Annotated in this window: 16 protein-coding genes; 9 read left to right on the forward strand and 7 right to left on the reverse strand. The window is 55.9% G+C overall.

Features of this window, described 5'->3' with window-relative positions; all coding sequences use genetic code 11:
- Window positions 1–270 precede the first annotated feature (270 nt).
- Together L579_RS10065 and L579_RS10070 are read right to left on the reverse strand one after the other, a co-directional pair.
- A complete protein-coding gene (locus L579_RS10065; protein ID WP_021184145.1) occupies window positions 271–1,626 on the reverse strand; it encodes a sensor histidine kinase in 1,356 nt (451 codons plus the stop codon).
- Window positions 1,623–2,282, reverse strand: coding sequence for a response regulator (locus tag L579_RS10070; protein ID WP_021184146.1), 660 nt, complete (start codon window positions 2,280–2,282; stop codon window positions 1,623–1,625). Before L579_RS10070 ends, L579_RS10065 begins: the two co-directional genes overlap by 4 nt.
- A gap of 163 nt (window positions 2,283–2,445) precedes the next feature.
- Between L579_RS10070 and L579_RS10075 the strand changes: the two genes are divergently transcribed.
- The 3 genes from L579_RS10075 (at window position 2,446) to L579_RS10085 (ending at window position 5,137) form a co-directional block, all read left to right on the forward strand.
- On the forward strand, window positions 2,446–2,814 hold the full coding sequence (locus L579_RS10075) for a helix-turn-helix domain-containing protein (RefSeq protein WP_013507554.1): 369 nt from the start codon (window positions 2,446–2,448) through the stop codon (window positions 2,812–2,814).
- Between the two features lie 106 nt (window positions 2,815–2,920).
- Window positions 2,921–3,817: a LysR family transcriptional regulator gene (locus L579_RS10080; protein WP_021184147.1), complete on the forward strand. Its 897-nt coding sequence runs from the start codon at window positions 2,921–2,923 to the stop codon at window positions 3,815–3,817.
- Between the two features lie 111 nt (window positions 3,818–3,928).
- Entirely contained in the window at window positions 3,929–5,137 is a 1,209-nt protein-coding gene (locus tag L579_RS10085) for an MFS transporter (protein ID WP_021184148.1), read from the forward strand.
- Between the two features lie 109 nt (window positions 5,138–5,246).
- On the opposite strand, the gene L579_RS10090 is transcribed toward L579_RS10085, so the two are convergent.
- Together L579_RS10090 and L579_RS23290 are read right to left on the reverse strand one after the other, a co-directional pair.
- Entirely contained in the window at window positions 5,247–7,637 is a 2,391-nt protein-coding gene (locus L579_RS10090; protein WP_036626384.1) for a glucose/quinate/shikimate family membrane-bound PQQ-dependent dehydrogenase, read from the reverse strand.
- A 284-nt stretch (window positions 7,638–7,921) separates the two neighbouring features.
- On the reverse strand, window positions 7,922–8,521 hold the full coding sequence (locus L579_RS23290; protein ID WP_071783578.1) for a hypothetical protein: 600 nt from the start codon (window positions 8,519–8,521) through the stop codon (window positions 7,922–7,924).
- Window positions 8,522–8,939: 418 nt separating this feature from the next.
- Between L579_RS23290 and L579_RS10100 the strand changes: the two genes are divergently transcribed.
- Window positions 8,940–10,211: an MFS transporter gene (locus L579_RS10100; protein ID WP_021184152.1), complete on the forward strand. Its 1,272-nt coding sequence runs from the start codon at window positions 8,940–8,942 to the stop codon at window positions 10,209–10,211.
- Between the two features lie 69 nt (window positions 10,212–10,280).
- Here the strand turns inward: L579_RS10100 and L579_RS10105 are convergent, their stop codons facing one another.
- The gene (locus L579_RS10105; protein ID WP_021184153.1) at window positions 10,281–11,441 is read right to left on the reverse strand and encodes a Gfo/Idh/MocA family protein; all 1,161 of its coding nucleotides are present in this window, start codon (window positions 11,439–11,441) and stop codon (window positions 10,281–10,283) included.
- 281 nt (window positions 11,442–11,722) lie between these two features.
- Between L579_RS10105 and L579_RS10110 the strand changes: the two genes are divergently transcribed.
- Window positions 11,723–12,589, forward strand: coding sequence for a BadF/BadG/BcrA/BcrD ATPase family protein (locus L579_RS10110; RefSeq protein ID WP_051337968.1), 867 nt, complete (start codon window positions 11,723–11,725; stop codon window positions 12,587–12,589).
- 28 nt (window positions 12,590–12,617) lie between these two features.
- Window positions 12,618–13,739 carry an ROK family transcriptional regulator gene (locus L579_RS10115; RefSeq protein ID WP_021184155.1) on the forward strand — a complete coding sequence of 374 codons (1,122 nt, stop codon included), beginning with the start codon at window positions 12,618–12,620 and terminating at the stop codon, window positions 13,737–13,739.
- Window positions 13,740–14,077: 338 nt separating this feature from the next.
- Here L579_RS10115 and L579_RS10120 read toward each other — a convergent pair whose 3' ends face one another.
- Together L579_RS10120 and L579_RS10125 are read right to left on the reverse strand one after the other, a co-directional pair.
- Window positions 14,078–15,169, reverse strand: a complete 1,092-nt coding sequence (locus L579_RS10120; protein WP_021184157.1) for an ABC transporter ATP-binding protein — start codon at window positions 15,167–15,169, stop codon at window positions 14,078–14,080.
- Between the two features lie 12 nt (window positions 15,170–15,181).
- The gene (locus L579_RS10125) at window positions 15,182–15,781 is read right to left on the reverse strand and encodes a GNAT family N-acetyltransferase (protein ID WP_021184158.1); all 600 of its coding nucleotides are present in this window, start codon (window positions 15,779–15,781) and stop codon (window positions 15,182–15,184) included.
- Window positions 15,782–16,309: 528 nt separating this feature from the next.
- On the opposite strand from L579_RS10125, the gene L579_RS10130 reads away from it, so the two are divergent.
- The 3 genes from L579_RS10130 to L579_RS10140 are packed head-to-tail and all read left to right on the forward strand — an operon-like array spanning window position 16,310 to window position 19,395.
- Window positions 16,310–17,650, forward strand: a complete 1,341-nt coding sequence (locus tag L579_RS10130; protein WP_021184160.1) for an ABC transporter substrate-binding protein — start codon at window positions 16,310–16,312, stop codon at window positions 17,648–17,650.
- 57 nt (window positions 17,651–17,707) lie between these two features.
- Window positions 17,708–18,580 carry a carbohydrate ABC transporter permease gene (locus tag L579_RS10135; protein WP_013507566.1) on the forward strand — a complete coding sequence of 291 codons (873 nt, stop codon included), beginning with the start codon at window positions 17,708–17,710 and terminating at the stop codon, window positions 18,578–18,580.
- On the forward strand, window positions 18,580–19,395 hold the full coding sequence (locus L579_RS10140; protein WP_021184161.1) for a carbohydrate ABC transporter permease: 816 nt from the start codon (window positions 18,580–18,582) through the stop codon (window positions 19,393–19,395). Before L579_RS10135 ends, L579_RS10140 begins: the two co-directional genes overlap by 1 nt.
- Window positions 19,396–19,463: the final 68 nt, after the last annotated feature.

Raw genomic sequence — 19,463 nt, forward strand, 5'->3', positions numbered from 1 at the left:
TGTGAGTTATGTCACATAAATGTCATGGATCGAACGGCACCCCGCAACCGTTTACGTTGTCGCCTTCATCGCAGAACAACCTGAATGGGTAAATGCGTAGCGGCGCGATTTATCGCGCGTCTTTTTGCCTGTAGCGGCGCGATTTATCGCGCATCTTTTTGCAAGGAGGGGCACAGCACAAAAAAACAGCGCGATAAATCGCGCCGCTACGTATGAGGAGCTGGAATAAACAGCGCGATAAATCGCGCCGTTACGGATGAGGGACAGCTATTAAGGGAGGGTAACTCGCACCTGCAAGCCGCAAATCTGACCCTGCGGATTGAGGCAGTTCGACAGTGCCACCTGCATACGGTGTTTTTGCGCCACGCTGCGAACAATCGACAGCCCAAGGCCGCTACCCTGGGCCTGCACATCAGGCGAGCGAGTGAAGCGGTCAAACGCGCGTTCGATAAAGCCTTCCGGCATACCCGGCCCGTTATCAACAATATCTACCACGGTGTGATTGCCGACGCGATGCAGCAGCACATCCACCAGGCTGCCTTCGGGGGTGTGCAGCATGGCATTACCGATCAGGTTGTCAAACAGGCTGCGTAAATCGGAACGGCTGGCCTGGATACGGTAGTGGGCAGTGCCGTTAAAACCGATATCAATCCCGCGCTTATCGGCCACCACCATCAGCTGCTCGATACTCTCCTTCAGCAGGTCTTCCAGCTCAATATTTTCTACCGTGGCGACCACCGACTGATCTTCCTGGCGCGAGATGTTCAGCAGCTGTGTCACCAGATGGCGGGTACGGGTCACGCCCGCTTCCAGTTGATCAAACTGACGGCTGGCCTCGCCCGGTTGAATATGCTGGCGTAGGTTCTCCAGCTGCAACGTCACGGCGGTGACCGGCGTGCGCAGTTCGTGGGCGGCATCTTCGAGGAACTGGCGCTGTGACGACCAGGCAGCACGCAGTTTATCCAGTAGCGAGTTATAGGCGGCAACCAGCGGCAGGATCTCGTCCGGTAAGCCATCCGGGGGGACGCTGTCGGGATGCAACATCTCCTGGGCGGCAATCTGACGCGAGGCCACGCGTAAGTCGCGCGTAATGGCGCGCACCACCAGCCAGATCACCAGCAGCGAGAGCGGCATCATTAAAATCAACGGGATAATGGCTGACAGTGCGCGCTTCACCATTACGCTTTTCATATAGCCGATGTTGTAGAGCACCTGAATGGCAGCGATTTCACTGCCGGGTTCACCGGGGCGATTGAAGACACGCCAGTCGCAGTCTTCACAATCTCCGATCTTAACGTCACTCCAGCCTTTTTTACTCTGCAATGGCGCATTCAACTCCGGCCAGGAACTGGCGCGCAGCTGCTGATTGTCATCCCACAATTGCACCACATAGGCGCTTTTGAGTTTATCGGCGTTGAGCATCAGCGGCATCAGGGCGGGAATGCGTTTGCTGCTGGCCCAGGCATCGGCGATTTTTGCCAGCTGATCGTCCTTCATAGTGCCGATCATGTCGCCGTAGCAGCTGTAAAAATAGGAGGTGACACCACCGATCATCGCCAGATGCATCAGCAACAGGGTGGTCAGCAATTTATTACGCAGGGAACGCATAAACGTAAAGGGTTTCATATTGCAGGGACTCGCCACCCCAGGCCGCGCACGTTGCGAATCACTTCGTTATCCAGCTTGCGGCGCATGCCATGAATTAAGACATCAACCGCATTGCTGGTGACTTCTTCGCCCCAGCCGTAGATGCGGTTTTCCAGTTGTTCGCGTGAAAGAATGGCGCCCGGACGCTCCAGCAGCGCATAAAGCAGGGCGTATTCACGCGCGGTAAGTTGCTCACGCTGCCCTTTATACAGCACTTCACGCGTCATCATATCGAGCTGCACGTCGCCGCTGCCTAACAGGGAATCCGCCGCACCGTGACGACGTCGGGTAATCGCTCGCATTCGCGCCAGGACCTCTTGTAAATCAAAGGGTTTTAGCAGGTAATCATCGGCACCGCTGTCGAGTCCCTGAACACGCTGGGCCACGGTATCACGCGCGGTCAGCACCAGCACCGGCGTCATATCGCCACGGGTACGGGCGCGGCGTAGTACATGGATGCCATCTTCCCGCGGTAAGCCCAGGTCGAGTAACACGCAGCTGTAGCCGCCTTCAGTCCAGGCATTGGTGGCAAACACGCCATCCCGTACCCAGTCCACCGACCAGCCAGCGGCCTCCAGCGCCTGCTGCAAGTTCGCGCCAATCATCTCATCATCTTCAACCAGCAGCACACGCATGATGCCCTCCCAAATGTATGAACAAAGTGTAGCGCTGGAAAATTAGCGCAGAATTACACCCGTTTTCCCCTTGCTAATTCTGCGCTAATTTTCCGCTAATTAAGGGATAAATTTAACGCGCTAAAGTGGCTTTACTGGACATCACGTCGTATCAGGAGGAGCCATGAATCAGAGTCAATTTATCCGCAGTTTGCTGGACTGGATAGAAGACAACTTAGGACACGATTTGCATCTGGATGAAGTCGCACGCCGTTCCGGGTATTCCCGCTGGCATCTGCAACGTCTGTTTCGTCAGCACACCGGATTTTCACTGGCTGAGTACATTCGCCAGCGCCGGTTGACCGAATCGGCGTTGACGTTACTGAACAGTGATGAGGCGATCCTGCAAGTGGCGATGAGCTACGGCTTCGACACGCAGCAGGCTTACACCCGCACCTTTAAAAACTACTTCCGCGTCACACCGGGTCAGCTGCGTCGTCAGCGCCGTGTCGAACCGGATCGTCTGTTATTTCCGCTGGCGGTGGCCAGTTGAGTCGCCAACCTGATTTCCCGTTGCCATGTGGGCGCGGGAAATCAGGTGCTATTCCGCACCAATCCTTTTAAGCTGCTGTTCTCCCTTACTCTGCCGGTTATGGACAATGGACAACAGCGACAATCTCACCGCCATGATGCTGTTTGCGCGCGTGGTTGAACGGCAAAGTTTTAGCGAAGCAGCCCGCACCCTCGGTGTATCAAAATCCTATGTCAGCCGTGAAATTGCCCGGCTGGAAGTACGCCTCGGCATCAAATTATTGCAGCGTACCACGCGTAAAGTGGCATTGACGGAACTTGGCCAGGCCTATTATCCCTTTTGCATCCGCCTGATGGATGAGATGCATCGCGCTGATGCCTTTGTCCAACAGGTGCATCAACTGCCGACCGGCAACGTGCGTTTGCAGGCACCGGTGACCTTTGGCTGCCAGTGTGTGGTGCCGACGTTAAACCGCTTTATTCGTCGCCATATCCATATCAATGTTGATCTTGAACTGACCGATCGTGTCAGTGAAGACCTTTCGAACCTCGCGGATGTGGCGATCGTCATTCGCGCGCGTGCACCAGAAACCCCTGATTATCGCGAATTGAGCACCATTGACTGGGGCTTGTACGCCGCGCCTGATTATCTGGCCGCGCATCCGGTTATCGATCATCCCGAAAAGCTCATGCGCCACGATTTGTTGTTGTTCCACGGCCCTGCCCACACCGCTGCGCTACCGTTTCGCCGTGATAAGCAGCGGCTGGCGTTGGATGTTCGTAGTCGCTTCCGTGCCAATAACAGCATGGCATTGCTGAATGCGGCGCTGGCAGGCACCGGTATTGCCTATCTACCGGCTTATATGACGCGTGAAGCGTTGGCGCAGGGGGATATCGTGCAGGTGCTGCCGGAGTGGCAAATGGATCGCCTGCACAGTTATCTGCTGCTGAAAACGCAGCCAGAACCCTCCTCGCCAGTGACGTTATTGTGCGATGCGCTGATCACCGCATTGGGTGAGAACTGATTGTTGCATTTTGGCAACAATAGCGCGCTGCGTGGCAAATATCCCGGTCGCTCTGTTATCGACAAGATGCCGCTGTTAGCCTGAATGTCAGCTTAAAACAGGGATATCATCATGCAGCAACCTCCAACGGCGTTAGCGCCTGAACAGCAACACTGGCGGCGAAATTTGTTCGTCTGCGTACTCGGTTCCTTCAGCACCATCGTGGCGATGACGCTTCTGCTGCCATTTTTGCCGTTGTATGTACAGCAACTCGGGGTGCAGGAACCGGCAGCGATTGCACGCTGGTCGGGGGCGGCCTATGGCGCTACCTTCCTCAGCGCTGCGCTGACTGCGCCGCTGTGGGGCAAGCTGGCGGATCGCTATGGTCGCAAACTGATGCTGATCCGCGCCAGCCTGGGGATGGCGATTGCCATGTCATTGATTGGTATGGCAACCGCGCCCTGGCAACTGGTGGCGTTGCGTCTGCTGGCTGGTTTGCTCGGCGGCTACGCATCCGGCTCCACCATCCTGGTGGCGGCACAAACGCCGAAAGAGCAGACCGGCTGGGCGCTGGGTATGCTGTCGTCCGGTATTATGGCGGGTAATGTGGTGGGGCCGTTACTGGGCGGCGTGCTGCCGCCGTTGATCGGCATTCGTCATACCTTTTGGCTGACCGGTGCGGTGATTTTTCTCGCTTTTCTCGCCACCACTTTTTTGCTGAAAGAAGCGCCGCGTCAGACGAAAAAGGCGGTGCAGAGCAGCAGCGCCGATGAGAAAGCGGTGAACCTGCCGGTGGTACGTTTGATGTGGTTATCCGGCATGTTATTGATTTTCGCCAATATGTCGATTGAACCGATTATCACGCTGTATGTCGGGCAGTTTGTCAGCGGTGACCACGCGATTACCGTCACCGCCGGCCTGGTGATGGCAGCCGCTGCACTCGGCAGCATTCTTTCTGCACCACGTCTCGGACGGCTGGCCGACCGTATCGGTCATGGCCGGGTACTGATTTATGGTTTGATTGCATGCGCGTTGCTGCTGATTCCTCAGGCGTTTATTACCGCAGCCTGGCAACTGGTGGTGCTGCGTTTTCTGATGGGGATGGCTTTGGGTGGGCTGATGCCGTGCGTCACGGCGTTGATTCGCCACAATGTGCCGCAAACCCAGGTGGGGAAAATGCTGGGATACTCAACGTCGGCGCAGTATGTCGGTCAGGTGAGCGGCCCGTTGTTTGGCGGCTTTGTCGGTGGGGCTTTCGGTATGCGGCCAGTGTTTCTGGCAACCTGCGTGATTATGGCGTTGTGTGCGGTGTTGAATGCGCGGGTGCTGCGGAAGCATTGATTCGTAACGGCGCGATTCATCGCGCGCCTTTAAAACTGCGCGATAAATCGCGCCGCTACGGTTTTGAATGCATAAAACAGGCGGACTGAGTCCGCCTGTTTTATTTACGCTATTTATTGTCCGGCAGTGCGTAGGCAATCACATAATCGCCCAGCTTGGTGCCAAACGAACCGTGACCACCGGCAGCGATGACAACATACTGCTTGCCATCCATTTCGTAGGTCATCGGCGTTGCCTGGCCGCCTGCTGGCAGACGTGCCTGCCACAGCATTTCACCGGTGTTGGTACTGAAGGCACGCAGGTAGTTATCTGCGGTCGCACCGATGAAGAATACGTTACCGGCTGTGGTGATCGGGCCGCCGAGCATCGGCATACCCATCTTGAACGGCAGCGGAACCGGCGCGCTATCGCGAACCGTACCAATGCGTTTTTTCCACACGGTTTCGTTGGTTTTCAGGTCAACGGCAGAGACATAGCCCCACGCCGGTTGTTTACACGGCAGACCAAACGGTGACAGGAACGCGTTCAGCTCCACGCCATACGGTACACCGTACTGCGGCTGGATACCGGTTTCGGTGCCAGAACCCCCTTCCGCGCCTTTCGGCGGCTCGATCGGGTTGCCCGGACCGCGCGGAATCAGTTTGGAGACGAACGGCAGGGCCATCGGGTTAGCGATAGCGATCTGGCGATGCGGATCGACCGCAATACCGCCCCATTCGAACATACCGAGGTTACCCGGGAACACCAGCGTACCCTGCTCAGACGGCGGGGTGAACGGACCGTCATAGCGCAGACGCTTGAAGATCACGCGGCACACCAGCTGGTCGTACATGGTCGCGCCCCACATATCCTTATCAGTCAGATTCTGCTTCGGACGGAAGGTCAGTTCTGAATAAGGCTGAGTCGGAGAAACGTGGTCACCTTTCGCTGCGCCCTGCGGAACCGGGGTTTCCGGTGCCGGAACAACTGGCTTACCGGTGCGACGATCCAGCACAAAGATGTTACCGGTTTTCGCCGGAGCATAAATCACCGGTACGGTGTTGCCATCTTTGTCAGTGATATCGGCCAGCGTCGGCTGTGACGGCAGGTCCATATCCCACAGATCGTGATGCACGGTCTGATACGACCACACCAGCTTACCGGTGGTGGCGTTCAGCGCCAGTACGCTGCTCGCATAGCGCTCCTGTTCTGGTGTGCGGTTACCGCCCCAGATATCCGGGGTAGACACGCCCATCGGCAGGTAAACGATATCCAGTTTCGGATCGTACACCGCCGGCGCCCAGGAGTTCGGCGAGTTCATGGTGAAGGTATGTTCATCATCAGGAATCGCGTTCGGATCTTTCGCGCCCGGATCGAACACCCACAGCAGTTTACCGGTATTGACGTCAAAGCCACGGATGGCACCAGACGGCTCACGGGTTGAGTAGTTATCCGTCACCGCACCGGCAATCACAATGGTGGTATCGGTGATGATCGGTGGTGAAGTCGGCTCATACTGGCCTGGGGTCAGCACCGGCTGTTTGTGTTGCAGATCCAGCTCGCCGTTGTTGCCGAAAGCAGCACAACGCTCACCGGTTTCCGCATCCAGCGCGAACAGACGACCATCGTTTACCGGCAGGTAAATGCGGCGTGAGCACAGCGCAGGCTGGGTGCCAGACGCATCAGCAGCGGCCGGAACTTCGTGGTAAGAAACGCCACGACAGGTTACGTGCTGGAAGGTCGGGTTCGGCTTCAAGCCTGGATCAAATTTCCACTTCTGCTTACCGGTTTTCGCATCCAGTGCAAACAGGATTTGGTGCGGTGAGCAGAGATACAGGGTGTCGCGGATTTTAATCGGGGTCACTTCATCAGTGATTTCACCCGGATCGTTTGGCGTCTTCAGGTCACCCGTCTGGAACTGCCAGGCAACTTGCAGATTTTTCACGTTATCTGCGTTGATCTGCTTCAGCGGTGAGAAGCGGGTGCCTTGCTGGTCACGCGCGTAAGCAGGCCAGTCGCCATCGGCGATGTTGCTCAGCGGTTGTGCCTGCGGGGCATTGGCTTCGGTGGCAGGCAGAGTGCCATTCAGCTCTTGCGGATCGTGGAATACTGCCCACGCCAGCACCAGCGCACTGGCAACCAGGGCGATGCCCATAATGCCCAGCGCACCTTTTCCGGCGTTGTTGAGTTTGCGATACACAAACGGCAACACCAGCCAGACGCCAAAAATCACCAGCACGTCAGTACGCGGTGCCAGCGCCCAGAAGTCGAAACCGACTTCCCATACGCCCCACACCAACGTAGCCAGCAGCAGCAAGGCGTACAACACCAATGCTGAACCGCTACGACGCCACAGCAGAATAGCGGTGATTAACATAACCACACCGCCAATTACGTAGTACCAGGAACCTCCAATGGCGGCTAACCACGCGCCGCCAATCAGCATAAACGCCCCTGTCAGCAGTGCGAACAGCACTGTCAGGAAACGAATTACGCCAAAAGATGAGGAATTTTTCCCCATAATGTTGACCTCTTTTTTCGCCATAAGACTAAAGGAAACAACGCGTTGCGCCGAATCCCGATATAAGGTACGAGGTGATGTAAATGTCCACTCTGGAACGCTTCCGTGACGCCTGATGATCCCTTTGCGTTAAATTTTATCTTAAAAACGTTAACAGGTTTGATCTTTTTCAGCGCTTTGGACTTCGGAATGGGGAATGACACAACATTTTATAAGGGTATTACCGGTAACATGCCCGAATTGATCGGGCTGTTTTTGCTGAGCGCGCTATTTTGTGTAACCGCTTACACTTCAAATAAATCGCTGCTGGTGCGTTGTTCCTGCCAGCCACTGATATGTAATCGAGCATAGCACTCATCCGTCAGTGTTAAAGTCGGGGTGCGTAATATCACCTCTGCTTCTCTTTCCCGGAAGGAAGAGAGGAGAAAGGGAAAGCTGAACTTGAGATAATTTTCGTTGAAAAAAACATGGGTCAGCACAATGCCGCTGAAGGGAAATGCCTCAATATTTCGCCACTGGGTTCCCGGTGTCGCTACATCATAGAGCCAGAAACTAAAATCCTGTGCCAGGGACTTTAGGGCGGGACCATTCTGCTGCAACGCCTCATAGTTAATGGCCAGTCGGACATTGTCTGATCGCAGGCAGGAATAATTTTCTGGTGTCTGTAATAAATCCGTAAGCCTATTTCCCTGTAATGGGGTAATTATTAACGCTGTTTCATCAAAAAATTGGTTATGTAAGGAAACTATGTTGCGATCGTTAAGTGATGCATGACTATTCTGCCCAGAATTTATAAGGGGTGATGAATAGCAAGCGCCGGTTATCCTGCCATCGAAGCGGCGGATACGCTCAGTAACATAAGGGTTGTATGAACTGTTTTCCATTTATCTCTATAAATATATTAATTAACTGGAAGGGTTTATTTATAATAAAAATGGTGCGACTGCTGCTGTGAACAGTTTTCTAATATAAAACGTTTCCTTTGTGAAGATCACCTTTTTTATCTGTCTCTGCTAAAGAGATATTAGGTATTATTAATACATTAATTAACGTCTTATTGCCCCTCTCTGGTGGTTTACGCTATTTCCTCAATAAAAAAATAAGCCTGCTAATATTCAGAGCTCTATGCTTAGATTTTTTTTATATAACCAACTGTTTTTAAAGAGCACGCCTTGCCGTTGCCTGAGCCGCCAAAATCCCGCACTCTGTCGCCTGAAAAAGATAAGGAAAACCTCAGCGAGGTTTTTTCATAAGGCTTGTGCAACGACACTGGCCGGAACTGCAATTCAGGATGGGATAAATATGGGTTCACTGACATCAGCAGCGGATGGCTCGCTGCTGCGGTACAGGTCGTTTGTTGCTTTCTGGCTGGCGCGCACCTGTTCCTCATTTGGTTTTCAGATGTTTTCCGTTGCCGTCAGCTGGCAAATCTACTCGCTGACCAACAGCGCGATGGCGTTGGGGATGATTGGCCTGATGCAGTTTCTGCCATCGGTGCTGTTGGCGTTACCAGCCGGACATCTGGCCGATCAGTTCGACCGGCGGCGAATTGTGCTGCTGGGACAACTGGTCGAGTGGGGAGCGCTGCTGGCTTTAGTGGCGCTGACGTTATTCAACTGGGCAGATAAAACCGCTATCTGGAGCCTGGTATTTCTGATTGCCGTCGCTAAGGCGCTGGAGTGGCCGGCATTATCCTCGATGCTGCCTGCGCTGGTGCCGCCACAGATTCTGGCTCGCGCAACGGCGGCTAACGCGGTCGGTGGACAGGCCGCGGTGATCATTGGGCCTACGCTCGGTGGGTTGCTGTACGTGGCTGGACCGGATGTGGTGTACGGTGTTTCGGCGTTGTTTTATTTGTTCTCACTGCTGCTGGTCAGCCGTATCCGCTATGAACGCCCGCCGCAAACGCGCCTGCCAATGAACCTCACCAACTTGTTTGCCGGTGTGCATTTCATCCGTGAACGCAAAGATGTGCTGGGGGTGATTTCACTCGATCTGTTTGCGGTTCTGCTGGGCGGGGCGACCGCGCTGCTGCCTATTTTCGCCAAAGACATTCTGCACACCGGTCCCTGGGGGTTGGGGATGTTACGTGGCGCGCCGTCAGTCGGGGCGCTGGTGGTCGGTGTATGGCTCAGTCGTCACAAACTGGAAAAGCACGTCGGGATGATCATGTTTGGCGCGGTGGCCGGTTTTGGGGTGGCGACGCTTATCTTCGCGCTTTCCAGCCAGTTGTGGCTGTCGCTGCTGGCGCTGGCCGCGCTTGGGGCGTTTGATATGGTCAGCATGGTGATTCGCGGCGCGTTGGTTCAGTTGGATACCCCGGACGATATGCGGGGGCGCGTCAACGCGGTGAACGCCATCTTTATTAATACCTCCAACCAGCTGGGTGAATTTGAGTCCGGGATGCTGGCGGCGTGGCTGGGTGCAGTGCCTGCTGCGGCGCTCGGCGGTATTGGTACGCTGGTGGTGGTGGCGCTCTGGATGACTCTTTTCCCGCATCTGCGGAAACGTCAGCGGCTGGAGAACGATCCGGTGGTGCCGCAGGCAACAAAAACCGGCCAACAGGCCGGTTAAGGGTATTGCCAGTCCGAACTGCCATGACAAAGCTCGCGATCAGGGGGCTGGGATCGCGAGCAGTGGCCGTCAGACGGCCGCTGTTTTCCCCAGGCTGGCATCAAATTTTTTCCAGCTTTCTGTCATATCCACCACGGTTTTCGATTTTCGCGCTTCGTCGATTTTTATCGCGGTGAGTCCCGCTTCCAGCGCGTCCACCACCGTGACCTTCAGCGGCGTTCCCTTTTTAATGTGTTTCACGATTTCTTCGGCCATCAGGGCATCTGCGCCATAGTGGCCATCGTAAGCGTTGCCGCTGTAGACGGTATCCACTTCACGTTCGCCAGTTCGGGCGTTGTGCACACGGAAGTAGTTACGTACAAAGTCGCCCTCAGCCATGCCATCGGTGCCCATGACGCAGAAACGACGGAACTCATCCGGCACGTTAAGGTTGGCGTGGAAGGCGAGGGTAGCGCCACCGGCGTATTCAATCAGCGCTGTCTGGTAGTCAACGATATCGGCGTCGCTGTCGAACACCGCATCGGTGCTTGACCAGCCGCTCGGCTTGACGTGATACAACTCGGAATCTGCCGTCACGGCACCTTGCGGCGCGTGTTGCGGGGTAAAGGATTTACGGCCACCAAAGCTGGCGACGCGCACTGGACGTTCACCCATCAATCCCTGATACAGATCGATATCGTGGCAGCATTTTTCCAGAATGTAGGGACCGGCGTATTTTTCCAGACGACGCCAGTCACGCTGGAAGAAGGCACCGTGGTACGGCTTGATATGTTCGGTGGCTTCGATGGAGGTGATTTCTCCGAGACGGTTGTCATCACGCGCTGCCAGCAGATCGTGGTACAGCGGCGAGTAGCGCAGCACCAGGCCGACCAGAATGCGTTCATGCCCGTATTGCTGCACCAGCTGCGCCATCGCCATAGTCTGTTCTTCATTGATCACCACCGGCTTCTCAGTGAAGACGGTATAACCCGCGGCGAGTCCCTGACGGATATGCTCAAGATGCATAAAGTTCGGTGAACCGACCAGCAGCAGATCAAAGCCGCCATGACTCAGCAGGGCGTCGATGCTGTCGAATGCTTTGCCGGGATCGATGCCGAAGGTGTGAAGATTAGGTAAACCCGCCGGAGCCGGATCGACATAACCCACGACGGAGAACTCTGTATCGGCTTTGCTGAACTCTTTCACCACATGGGAAAGACGAAAGCCAAGACCAATAATGCCCACTTTCATGTTGTACCCCTGAAGCCCGTTGCCTGTTAGCCGCCCGACCCATCAGGCTGCTGATAATATGACCGCTAACTTATTACGGCAGAAAAACTAATGTCAATGGATATCCTGGTGCAAGAAATGTGTGTTTTTATTATTTGTATGATTTTAATCATTTTTATTTGGTGTTGTGGCTTCCATATTTATTTGTTATTGCGATTTAAGTTTTTTTACCCTATCTTTCGCACATCTATAAAGAGTCATTCCGTGCGGAGCAAAGCAGGAGGAAGCGCGTGCAGTCACTGATGCTGGGTATTGATGGTGGTGGTACGCACTGTCGTGGACGTCTCACCGACGCTCAGGGACAGCTGCTGGCGGAAGCGCGCGGTGGGCCTGCTAACGTCTGGTCGCAGTTTGAGGCGGCCATTGATGCGATTGATCGGGTGATTGACGATCTCTTCACCCAGGCGGCCTTACCGGCGACGGCGCGGGCGCAAACGGTGCTGGTGGCGGGGCTGGCGGGTGCCAATGTTGCCTCGGTGAAAGCCCGGCTGGAGAGCTGGCAGCCGGTTTGTCAGGCCCGCTATCTCTTCACCGATGTCGAAATCGCCTGTGCCGGTGCGCATCATGGTGCGCCGGGGGCGGTGTTTATCACCGGCACCGGTAGCCAGGGGGCAGCCTGGGATGGCAGGCAATTTACGCTGCTCGGCGGCTGGGGTTTTGCCCTGTCCGATGCCGGATCGGGCGCGGTGCTGGGCCAACGCGCACTCAGGCTGGCGCTGTTGGCACACGAAGGCATTGTGCCACCTTCTGCGCTGACGCAACGCATCATGGCGCATTATCACGACAGCCCGGAACAGATGCTAATCTGGTCACGTCATGCCACACCGGCTGACTGGGGACGGGTGGTGCCGGACGTTTTCGCTGCCGCGCAGGCGGGAGATGTGCATGGCACGGCGTTGATTCAGCAAACCGCAGCGGATATTGCGCAGATGGTGCAGCCGCTGCTGGCGCGTAGTCACGGTAATCTGGCGCTGATGGGGGGCTTAGCCGCCCCGATTCAGCCCTGGCTCCCGGCGGAGATCGCCGCGTTGCTGGTGCCGCCGCAGGGGGATGCGCTGAGTGGCGCGATCCGGCTCGCCACGCAGTTTAGCCTGAGCCAACCCGCATAACCTTTTCATTCTGCTGATAAAGAGAACCATGATCGCTCCGAACGTAACCGCCCGAATTCTGCGGCTGATTGTCGAAAATGCGCCGATCAGCCAGTCCGATCTGAAAGTGCGCAGCGGCTTGAGTATGTCAACGGTTTCGCAGGCCACCAATCGCCTGCTGACGCGGGGCATTGTGCAGGAGCTGGGGTTGCGACGCGTTTCGATGGGGCGTCCAAAAACCCTGCTCGGTCTTAATCCTGACCACGCCAGCGTGGTGGGTATCCAGCTCAACGCCGAACGCAATTTGATCGTGCTGACCGACCTTGGTGGCAACATTATTGGCGAGCAGCAGATGCCTTCCGGTGCGATGACGCCCAAGCAACTGGGCGATGCGCTGGCTAAGTTCTTGCGTGGTGTCGAGGGCAAGAAAGTGGGGGCGATTGGCCTGGCGCTTTCCGGATTGGTGGATGCCAGCAACGGCTACTGCGTGCGCTCCCGCGTGCTGGACTGGGACAACGTGCCGATTGCCCGCCTGCTGGAGGAACGTTTCTCGCTGCCGGTATTTATCGAAAACGACGCCAACGCGTTAGCGATGGCGGCGCTGGTTTTTGGTCAGCTCGGCCATGCCCAGTCGGCGATTATCGCCACCTTTGGCAAAGGCATTGGCGCAGGGATTCTGCTCGATCGCCAGCTATATCGGGGCCGCCACGGCAAAGCGGGGGAAATTGGCAATGCCCTGCTGGGCGACGGCTCCGAACGCCTGTTGGAGGATGTCGCCTCATCGCAGGCGATCCTGCAACGGGTGGCTGCCACGTTGAAAGATGAGGTGCCGCAGGCGTTGCGTGACCTCGATATGCGTCCGACACCCGAGGTGCTGAGTGCGCTGGCGGAAGCCGGGCATCAGTTGGGGATGTCACTGGCGAACCTGTCAATTGCCTACGACCCGGATGTGGTTTATCTGGCGATGGAGCCGCAGATGGCGTCGCGTATCCTGCTGGACCATATCACCCAAAGCTTCCAGAACTATCGCCTGAAATTGACGCCGCATATGACGCCGTTGCAGTTCCTGACCGAGTCTAATCGGATGTGGGCGCAGGGCGCGGCGGGTTTTGCGGTGAATAAGTTGCTGGATTTGCTGGCCGCGCAGGCGGATGAAGAGATCGCGTCTTAAAACGGGTTTCGCTCGCTCTGAGGTGGTTTCGTTCGCTTTAGGCTGATGTAGTTTCAGCTCGCCGGTGCGGCGTCCTCTGCACTGCCGGGCCTCGCGCCAGCCTCTTTTTTGCGCGATAAATCGCGCCGCTACAACTCAACGCCGCCTTCATGCGGCTCATCCCCACTGCATGACTTGTGCTTTTTGGTGATTTAATCATTGCTGTCTGCGCGATAAATCAACGTGCTGCCATTTGTAGCGGCGCGATTTATCGCGCAATGAAGAGAGCACCTGGCTTTCAGGCGATGGGGCGGGCGGAACCTTCTCGGAGTCAGCCCGCACCAGCAGCCAGAACACATTCACCGCAACCGCATCCCCTGCTCATCAAACAACAAACAACTCCCCGCATCCAATTGATAACGCATCAGTTCGCCAATCTCATGATGAGTCGCATGGCGCTCCTCAATCACCAGCAGACGCTCCTGCCCGACATCCAGATAAAGATAATTGGTATGTCCCAGCATCTCGCTGAACGACAGCGGTGCACTAAAACTCAACGGCGCGTTGGCATCTGGGGCGAGCTGAAAATGCTCAGGCCGCACCCCCAGCGTCACTTTCTGCCCTTCGTGGCAGGTCGCCGCCAGCTTCAGGGTTAACGCCTGAATCCCCAGCGATGGCACGCGTAGCTGCACCTGACCGGGGGCCAACGCCGCCACTTCGGCCGGCAAGAAGTTCATTTTCGGTGAGCCGATAAACCCGGCGACAAACAGGTTATCCGGGTCGCGGTACAACTCCAGGGGTGCGCCAACCTGCTCAATCTGCCCCTTACGCAGCACCACGATACGGTCAGCCAGCGTCATCGCTTCTAACTGGTCATGGGTAACGTAAATCATGGTATTGCCGAGTGAAGCGTGCAGGCGGGCGATCTCAATACGCATCTGCAAACGCAATTCGGCATCGAGGTTCGACAGCGGTTCATCAAACAGGAAAATGCGCGGATGGCGAATAATGGCGCGGCCTATTGCCACGCGTTGACGCTGCCCGCCGGACAGAGCACGCGGCAGTCGATCCAGCAATTCCGTTAAATGCAGACGCTCGGCGGTCTGGCGTATCGCCTGTTCAATCTCCGCTTTCGGGCGCTTCATCACCTCCAGCGGATAAGCGAGGTTGCCGCGTACCGTCATGTTCGGGTAGAGCGCGTAGGACTGAAACACCATCGCAATGCCACGCTCGGTGGCGGGCTGGTGCGTCATATCCGCTCCCTCAATCAGCAACTTGCCGTCGCTGATCTCCTCCAGCCCGGCAATCATGCGTAACAGCGTCGATTTACCGCAGCCGGAAGGGCCAACAAACACCACAAACTCGCCGCTGTTGATGGTGAGATCGATACCGTGAATCACGTTCACGTTCTCATAGGATTTCTTAACGCTTTGCAGATGCAGGCTGGTCATGCTGTGTCTCGCTTAAAGTAACTGGCCCATATAGATGGCGTTGCTGCGCACGATAGGCGTGAAGCCAAGGCGCTGATAAAAACCGCACACCTGCTCGTTTTGCAGGCTGACGCCAAGATGTACGCCGGAAACGCCGGCCTGACGCAGCAGCGTCAACAATTGCTCGATCAGCTTACGTCCCCAACCGCCTTGCTGTGCCACAGGCAACAGATTGATATGCAGATGTGCAGGCCACTGGCTTACCAGTTGCTCGGCGGCGGCATCCGGCTGGCGGATGGCATCCAGCACTTTGCTGTCGAGTGGTGCGCTGGCGGGAGTGGCGCGATATTGCGTCTGCAACATCGGCCACCACTGTTGATTGAGGATGGCCTCAAACGTGCGGGTATCCGGCACCGCTACGGCGTAGCCCACCACCTCGCCGTGCTGCTCCAGCACCAGAGCAAACTCAGGGACGAAGCGCGCGTAAGGGATCACAAAGCGCAGGCCAGGCAGGGCGGGATCGGAATAAAGCGCCGTCGCATCCTTTCCCGCATTGGCGGTTTCTAAGCAAATACGCGAGAGCGCGGGAAAATCCGCCTCGGTGGCGTGACGAATAACACCTTCAGCCGTCATGGTGGAGCCTCTGTGGTCAGGAGATGAACAGTTTTTACGGTAATGAAAGCTGACTTAGTTTTCAAGGTGTAATAATTGCGTCATCCCGCAAAGCGGCACAGAAGCATAACCGCAGCGCATGACTGATGCGATGACAGTCGCGCTAAAATGCGCTGGTTGGTCCTTGCTGCGCGGGCCTTGTACCCATTCCCCTTCGTTTCTTTGTCATAACTATACGATTTTCATATGCTCTATCAGTGGCTTAATGGCTGGCAAAATCACGAGTGATTTATGCTGGTCATCATTGCCGACAGGCTGATTACCGCCAATTTTTGCTGAATTAAGCAGCATTCTCTGCTGATCGACGAGCCTTTCTTCTCACTTTTTGCACTGCATCACAGAGCAAAAATTCCGCGCTGCACAGGTTTGACTTTCTTTTGTTCATAAAGTAAGTATGGATAAGCGCGATATTTCTGCTGAATCAACCTGCGGGATCTGCGGGTGTCGAGATGAAGGGATGCCAGTCATCTGTTGGAGAAACCGAGCATTATGTGTGAGTCAACCGTACGTTCGCAGTACTTCCATCGCTCTCTGCGCACCCTGTCTCGTCTGGTTTCCGCTGGGGTACTGCTCGGCGCATCGATGGCGCAGGCCGCCAGCGTGACCCTTAACGAATGGGACATTTATAACTATCCACAGCAGACCGAAGCGGTGGATCAGGCGATTAAAGCGTTCCAGCAAAAAAATCCGGGCATTGTCATCCAGCGTTCCGTGCACTCCTTTGAAGATACCCGCATCCCGCTCAAACTGGCGCTGACCGCCGGTGATGGCCCACAGATTGCGCAGGTCAACCAGGGCGGCGGCGATATGGGATCGCTGGTCAAAGACAAATTACTCTGGCCGCTGGATGATTACGCCAAAACCTACGGCTGGACCACGCGCTTCCCGGATTCGATTCTGAAACGCAACCGTTGGTCTGATACCCAGGATTTCGGTAGCGGCAAGTTGTACGGCGTTGCCAGCCTCGGTGAAATGGTTGGTCTGTACTACAACAAAGCGTTGCTGGATAAAGCCGGCATTGCGGTGCCAAAAACCCTGCCGGAGCTGGAACAGGCAATGGAAAAACTGAAAGCGCAGGGCACCGCGCCGATGATGCTGGGTTTGCTGGACGGCAATATGGGGCAGCAACTGCTCAGTACCCTTTGGGAAGCGCAGATCGAAAGCAGCGATCGCAAAAAACTGGATGACCTGATTTACGATGTCGGCGGCACCTTCAAAGATGACAAGTTAGTCAAAGCCGCCAACATGATGAAAAGCTGGAATGACAAAGGGTATTTCTTCCCAGGTTTCCAGGGGATTGGTCATGACGATGCTGCCACGCTGTTCCAGAACGGTCAGGCGGCCTTCCTGGTGAGCGGCACCTGGTATCTCGGTCAGTTCAAAGACAACAAAGATATTCACTTCGCGGCAATGCCGATGGGCGAGGGCGTGCAGCATGCGTTAATGGTCGGGGGCACAGACCTGGCGTTCTCCATCACCAGCACGGCGAAAAGCAAAGAACAGCAGGATGCCGCAGCGAAGTTTATCGACTACATCGTGTCGGATGAGATGGCTAACCGCTGGCTGAAAGTCGGCTTCCTGCCTGCCAGTGCCAGCAAAAATGCGCAGATCCCGTCGGATAACCCGCTGCTGGCGGAAACGTATCAGGTGTGGGTGACGCTTAATGAACACGATGGCCTGGGCCATTACGTTGACTGGGCGACACCGACCATGAACGCCGAGCTGAACCAGAACGTGCAGCTGCTGCTGGCGGGACGTCAAACCGCTGACCAGATGGTCACCAACTTCGACAACAACTATCAACGTTACCTGAAAACCCTTAAGCACTGATAAATCCGGTCCGGCAGCGATGCCGGACCGCAGACAGGCCCGCAAGCGAGTACGGTTATGCTGAACAAATCTGCCTGGCGCAATGCGCTCTATCTCCTGCCCGCGGTGCTGGTATACGCGGTCTTTCTGTTGCTGCCGCTGCTGGCGTCGCTGGGCATCAGTTTTACCGAGTGGGACGGCACCTCGATGCCGATCTTTACCGGCATCAGCAACTATATGCGTATGTTCAGCGACCCGGTGTTTTGGGTGGCGCTGGGCAACAACGCGCTGTTGATGTTGTTCTACACTCTGCTGCCGATTGGTGTTGGGCTGCTGCTGTGCAGCTTCCTGTATGAAACGCGCAGCAACAAGGAGCGCAGTCTGCTGCGTATCTTCTTCTTTCTGCCTTATATCATGCCGATGGCGGTACTCGGCGTGGTGTGGCGTTGGCTGTACAACCCGGCATTTGGTCCGATTGACCAGTTCCTGCGCGCCATCGGATTGCCGCAGTTGGCGATCTCCTGGTTAGGCGACTTCACCTGGGCGCTCCCCGCAGTCGGCTTTGTCGCCACCTGGTACTTCTTTGGTTTTTGTCTGGTGCTGTTTATGGCTGGCCTGCAACGGATGGATCCGTCATTGCTGGAAGCAGCGGATCTGGATGGCTCCTCGCGGCGGCAGAAATTTATGCGCATCACGCTGCCGTCACTGCGCCCGGAGCTGCGCATTGCCTTGCTGCTGACGGTGATCGCCAGCCTGAAAGCCTTCGACCTGGTCTATGTGATGACGCAGGGCGGGCCGGGCACCGCCACTATGGTGACCAACATCTTTATGTATAAGCAGGGCTTCGACCTGCACTACTTTGGCTACGCCTCGGCAGTGGCGGTATTCAGTATGATGATTGTGTTGTTGATCAACGCGTTAATTCACTTTGTTATTCGGGAGCGTCACTGATGCGTGGCACGCCAGTTGTTTCTCGTGCGCTTATCTGGATCGTCGCGCTGATGACCATCCTGCCATTTCTGATGGCGCTGATGACCTCATTCAAAACCCAGATGGAGCTGTTCCAGGGGGTGTTTACCCTGCCATCTTCGCTCAACTTTAAAAACTACGTCACCGCCTGGCAGCAGGGCCATTTCAACGTTTACTTTATGAACTCGGTTTTGGTGGTGATCCCGGTGGTGATTAGCAGCATCCTGCTGGGCATTCTGGCCGGGTTTGGTTTCGCCTGGTTGAAGATTCCGGGCAAAAAAGTGGTGGCGGCGATGCTGGGGCTGGGGATGGTGCTGCCAAGTGAGGCCTTTATCATTCCGCTGTACCACGAGTTGCGCTGGATGGGGCTGACCAATACTTATCTGGCGCTGATCCTGCCGCAGATTGCGCTGTCGCTGCCGTTCACCACCCTGATGATCGCCACGGCGCTGCAACAGGTGCCGCGCGAGTTGGTGGAGGCTTCAGTCATGGATGGCGCGTCACGGCGCAAAATTTTGTGGGGCATTCTGGTGCCTGCCATCTGGCCGACGCTGTCCACCCTGGCGCTGCTGCTGTTTATCTGGACGTGGAACGAATTCCTGATCCCACTGATTCTGGTTAACAAAGACGAGCTGCGTACCCTGCCGATTGGCATGATGTTCTTCCAGAATAAAAACACCATCGATATCCCGGTATTGATGGCTGGCGCGATGATTGTGATCCTGCCGCTGGTGGCGGTGTTCCTCATCTTTCAGCGCAAATTTATCAGTGGCGTGACCGAAGGCGCGGTGAAATAAGCGCCTTGTCCATCAGCGAAAGGTTTTCGCGCCATGCGCATGCTGCTATGGCCTTACGCTGCAACTCA

Origin of the sequence: Pantoea sp. AS-PWVM4, from assembly GCF_000468095.1 — a bacterium.
GTDB classification, from domain to species: Bacteria; Pseudomonadota; Gammaproteobacteria; order Enterobacterales; family Enterobacteriaceae; genus Pantoea; species Pantoea phytobeneficialis.

What these genes read in the sequence shown, in the direction of transcription:
- L579_RS10085 (WP_021184148.1), top strand. Translation starts at nt 3,929, where the DNA reads ATGCAGCAACCTCCAACGGCGTTAGCGCCTGAACAGCAACACTGGCGG.
- L579_RS23290 (WP_071783578.1), bottom strand. Translation starts at nt 8,521, where the DNA reads ATGGAAAACAGTTCATACAACCCTTATGTTACTGAGCGTATCCGCCGC.
- L579_RS10070 (WP_021184146.1), bottom strand. Translation starts at nt 2,282, where the DNA reads ATGCGTGTGCTGCTGGTTGAAGATGATGAGATGATTGGCGCGAACTTG.
- L579_RS10125 (WP_021184158.1), bottom strand. Translation starts at nt 15,781, where the DNA reads ATGACGGCTGAAGGTGTTATTCGTCACGCCACCGAGGCGGATTTTCCC.
- L579_RS10140 (WP_021184161.1), top strand. Translation starts at nt 18,580, where the DNA reads ATGCGTGGCACGCCAGTTGTTTCTCGTGCGCTTATCTGGATCGTCGCG.
- L579_RS10105 (WP_021184153.1), bottom strand. Translation starts at nt 11,441, where the DNA reads ATGAAAGTGGGCATTATTGGTCTTGGCTTTCGTCTTTCCCATGTGGTG.
- L579_RS10100 (WP_021184152.1), top strand. Translation starts at nt 8,940, where the DNA reads ATGGGTTCACTGACATCAGCAGCGGATGGCTCGCTGCTGCGGTACAGG.
- L579_RS10065 (WP_021184145.1), bottom strand. Translation starts at nt 1,626, where the DNA reads ATGAAACCCTTTACGTTTATGCGTTCCCTGCGTAATAAATTGCTGACC.
- L579_RS10080 (WP_021184147.1), top strand. Translation starts at nt 2,921, where the DNA reads ATGGACAACAGCGACAATCTCACCGCCATGATGCTGTTTGCGCGCGTG.
- L579_RS10090 (WP_036626384.1), bottom strand. Translation starts at nt 7,637, where the DNA reads ATGGGGAAAAATTCCTCATCTTTTGGCGTAATTCGTTTCCTGACAGTG.
- L579_RS10115 (WP_021184155.1), top strand. Translation starts at nt 12,618, where the DNA reads ATGATCGCTCCGAACGTAACCGCCCGAATTCTGCGGCTGATTGTCGAA.
- L579_RS10120 (WP_021184157.1), bottom strand. Translation starts at nt 15,169, where the DNA reads ATGACCAGCCTGCATCTGCAAAGCGTTAAGAAATCCTATGAGAACGTG.
- L579_RS10110 (WP_051337968.1), top strand. Translation starts at nt 11,723, where the DNA reads ATGCTGGGTATTGATGGTGGTGGTACGCACTGTCGTGGACGTCTCACC.
- L579_RS10075 (WP_013507554.1), top strand. Translation starts at nt 2,446, where the DNA reads ATGAATCAGAGTCAATTTATCCGCAGTTTGCTGGACTGGATAGAAGAC.
- L579_RS10135 (WP_013507566.1), top strand. Translation starts at nt 17,708, where the DNA reads ATGCTGAACAAATCTGCCTGGCGCAATGCGCTCTATCTCCTGCCCGCG.
- L579_RS10130 (WP_021184160.1), top strand. Translation starts at nt 16,310, where the DNA reads ATGTGTGAGTCAACCGTACGTTCGCAGTACTTCCATCGCTCTCTGCGC.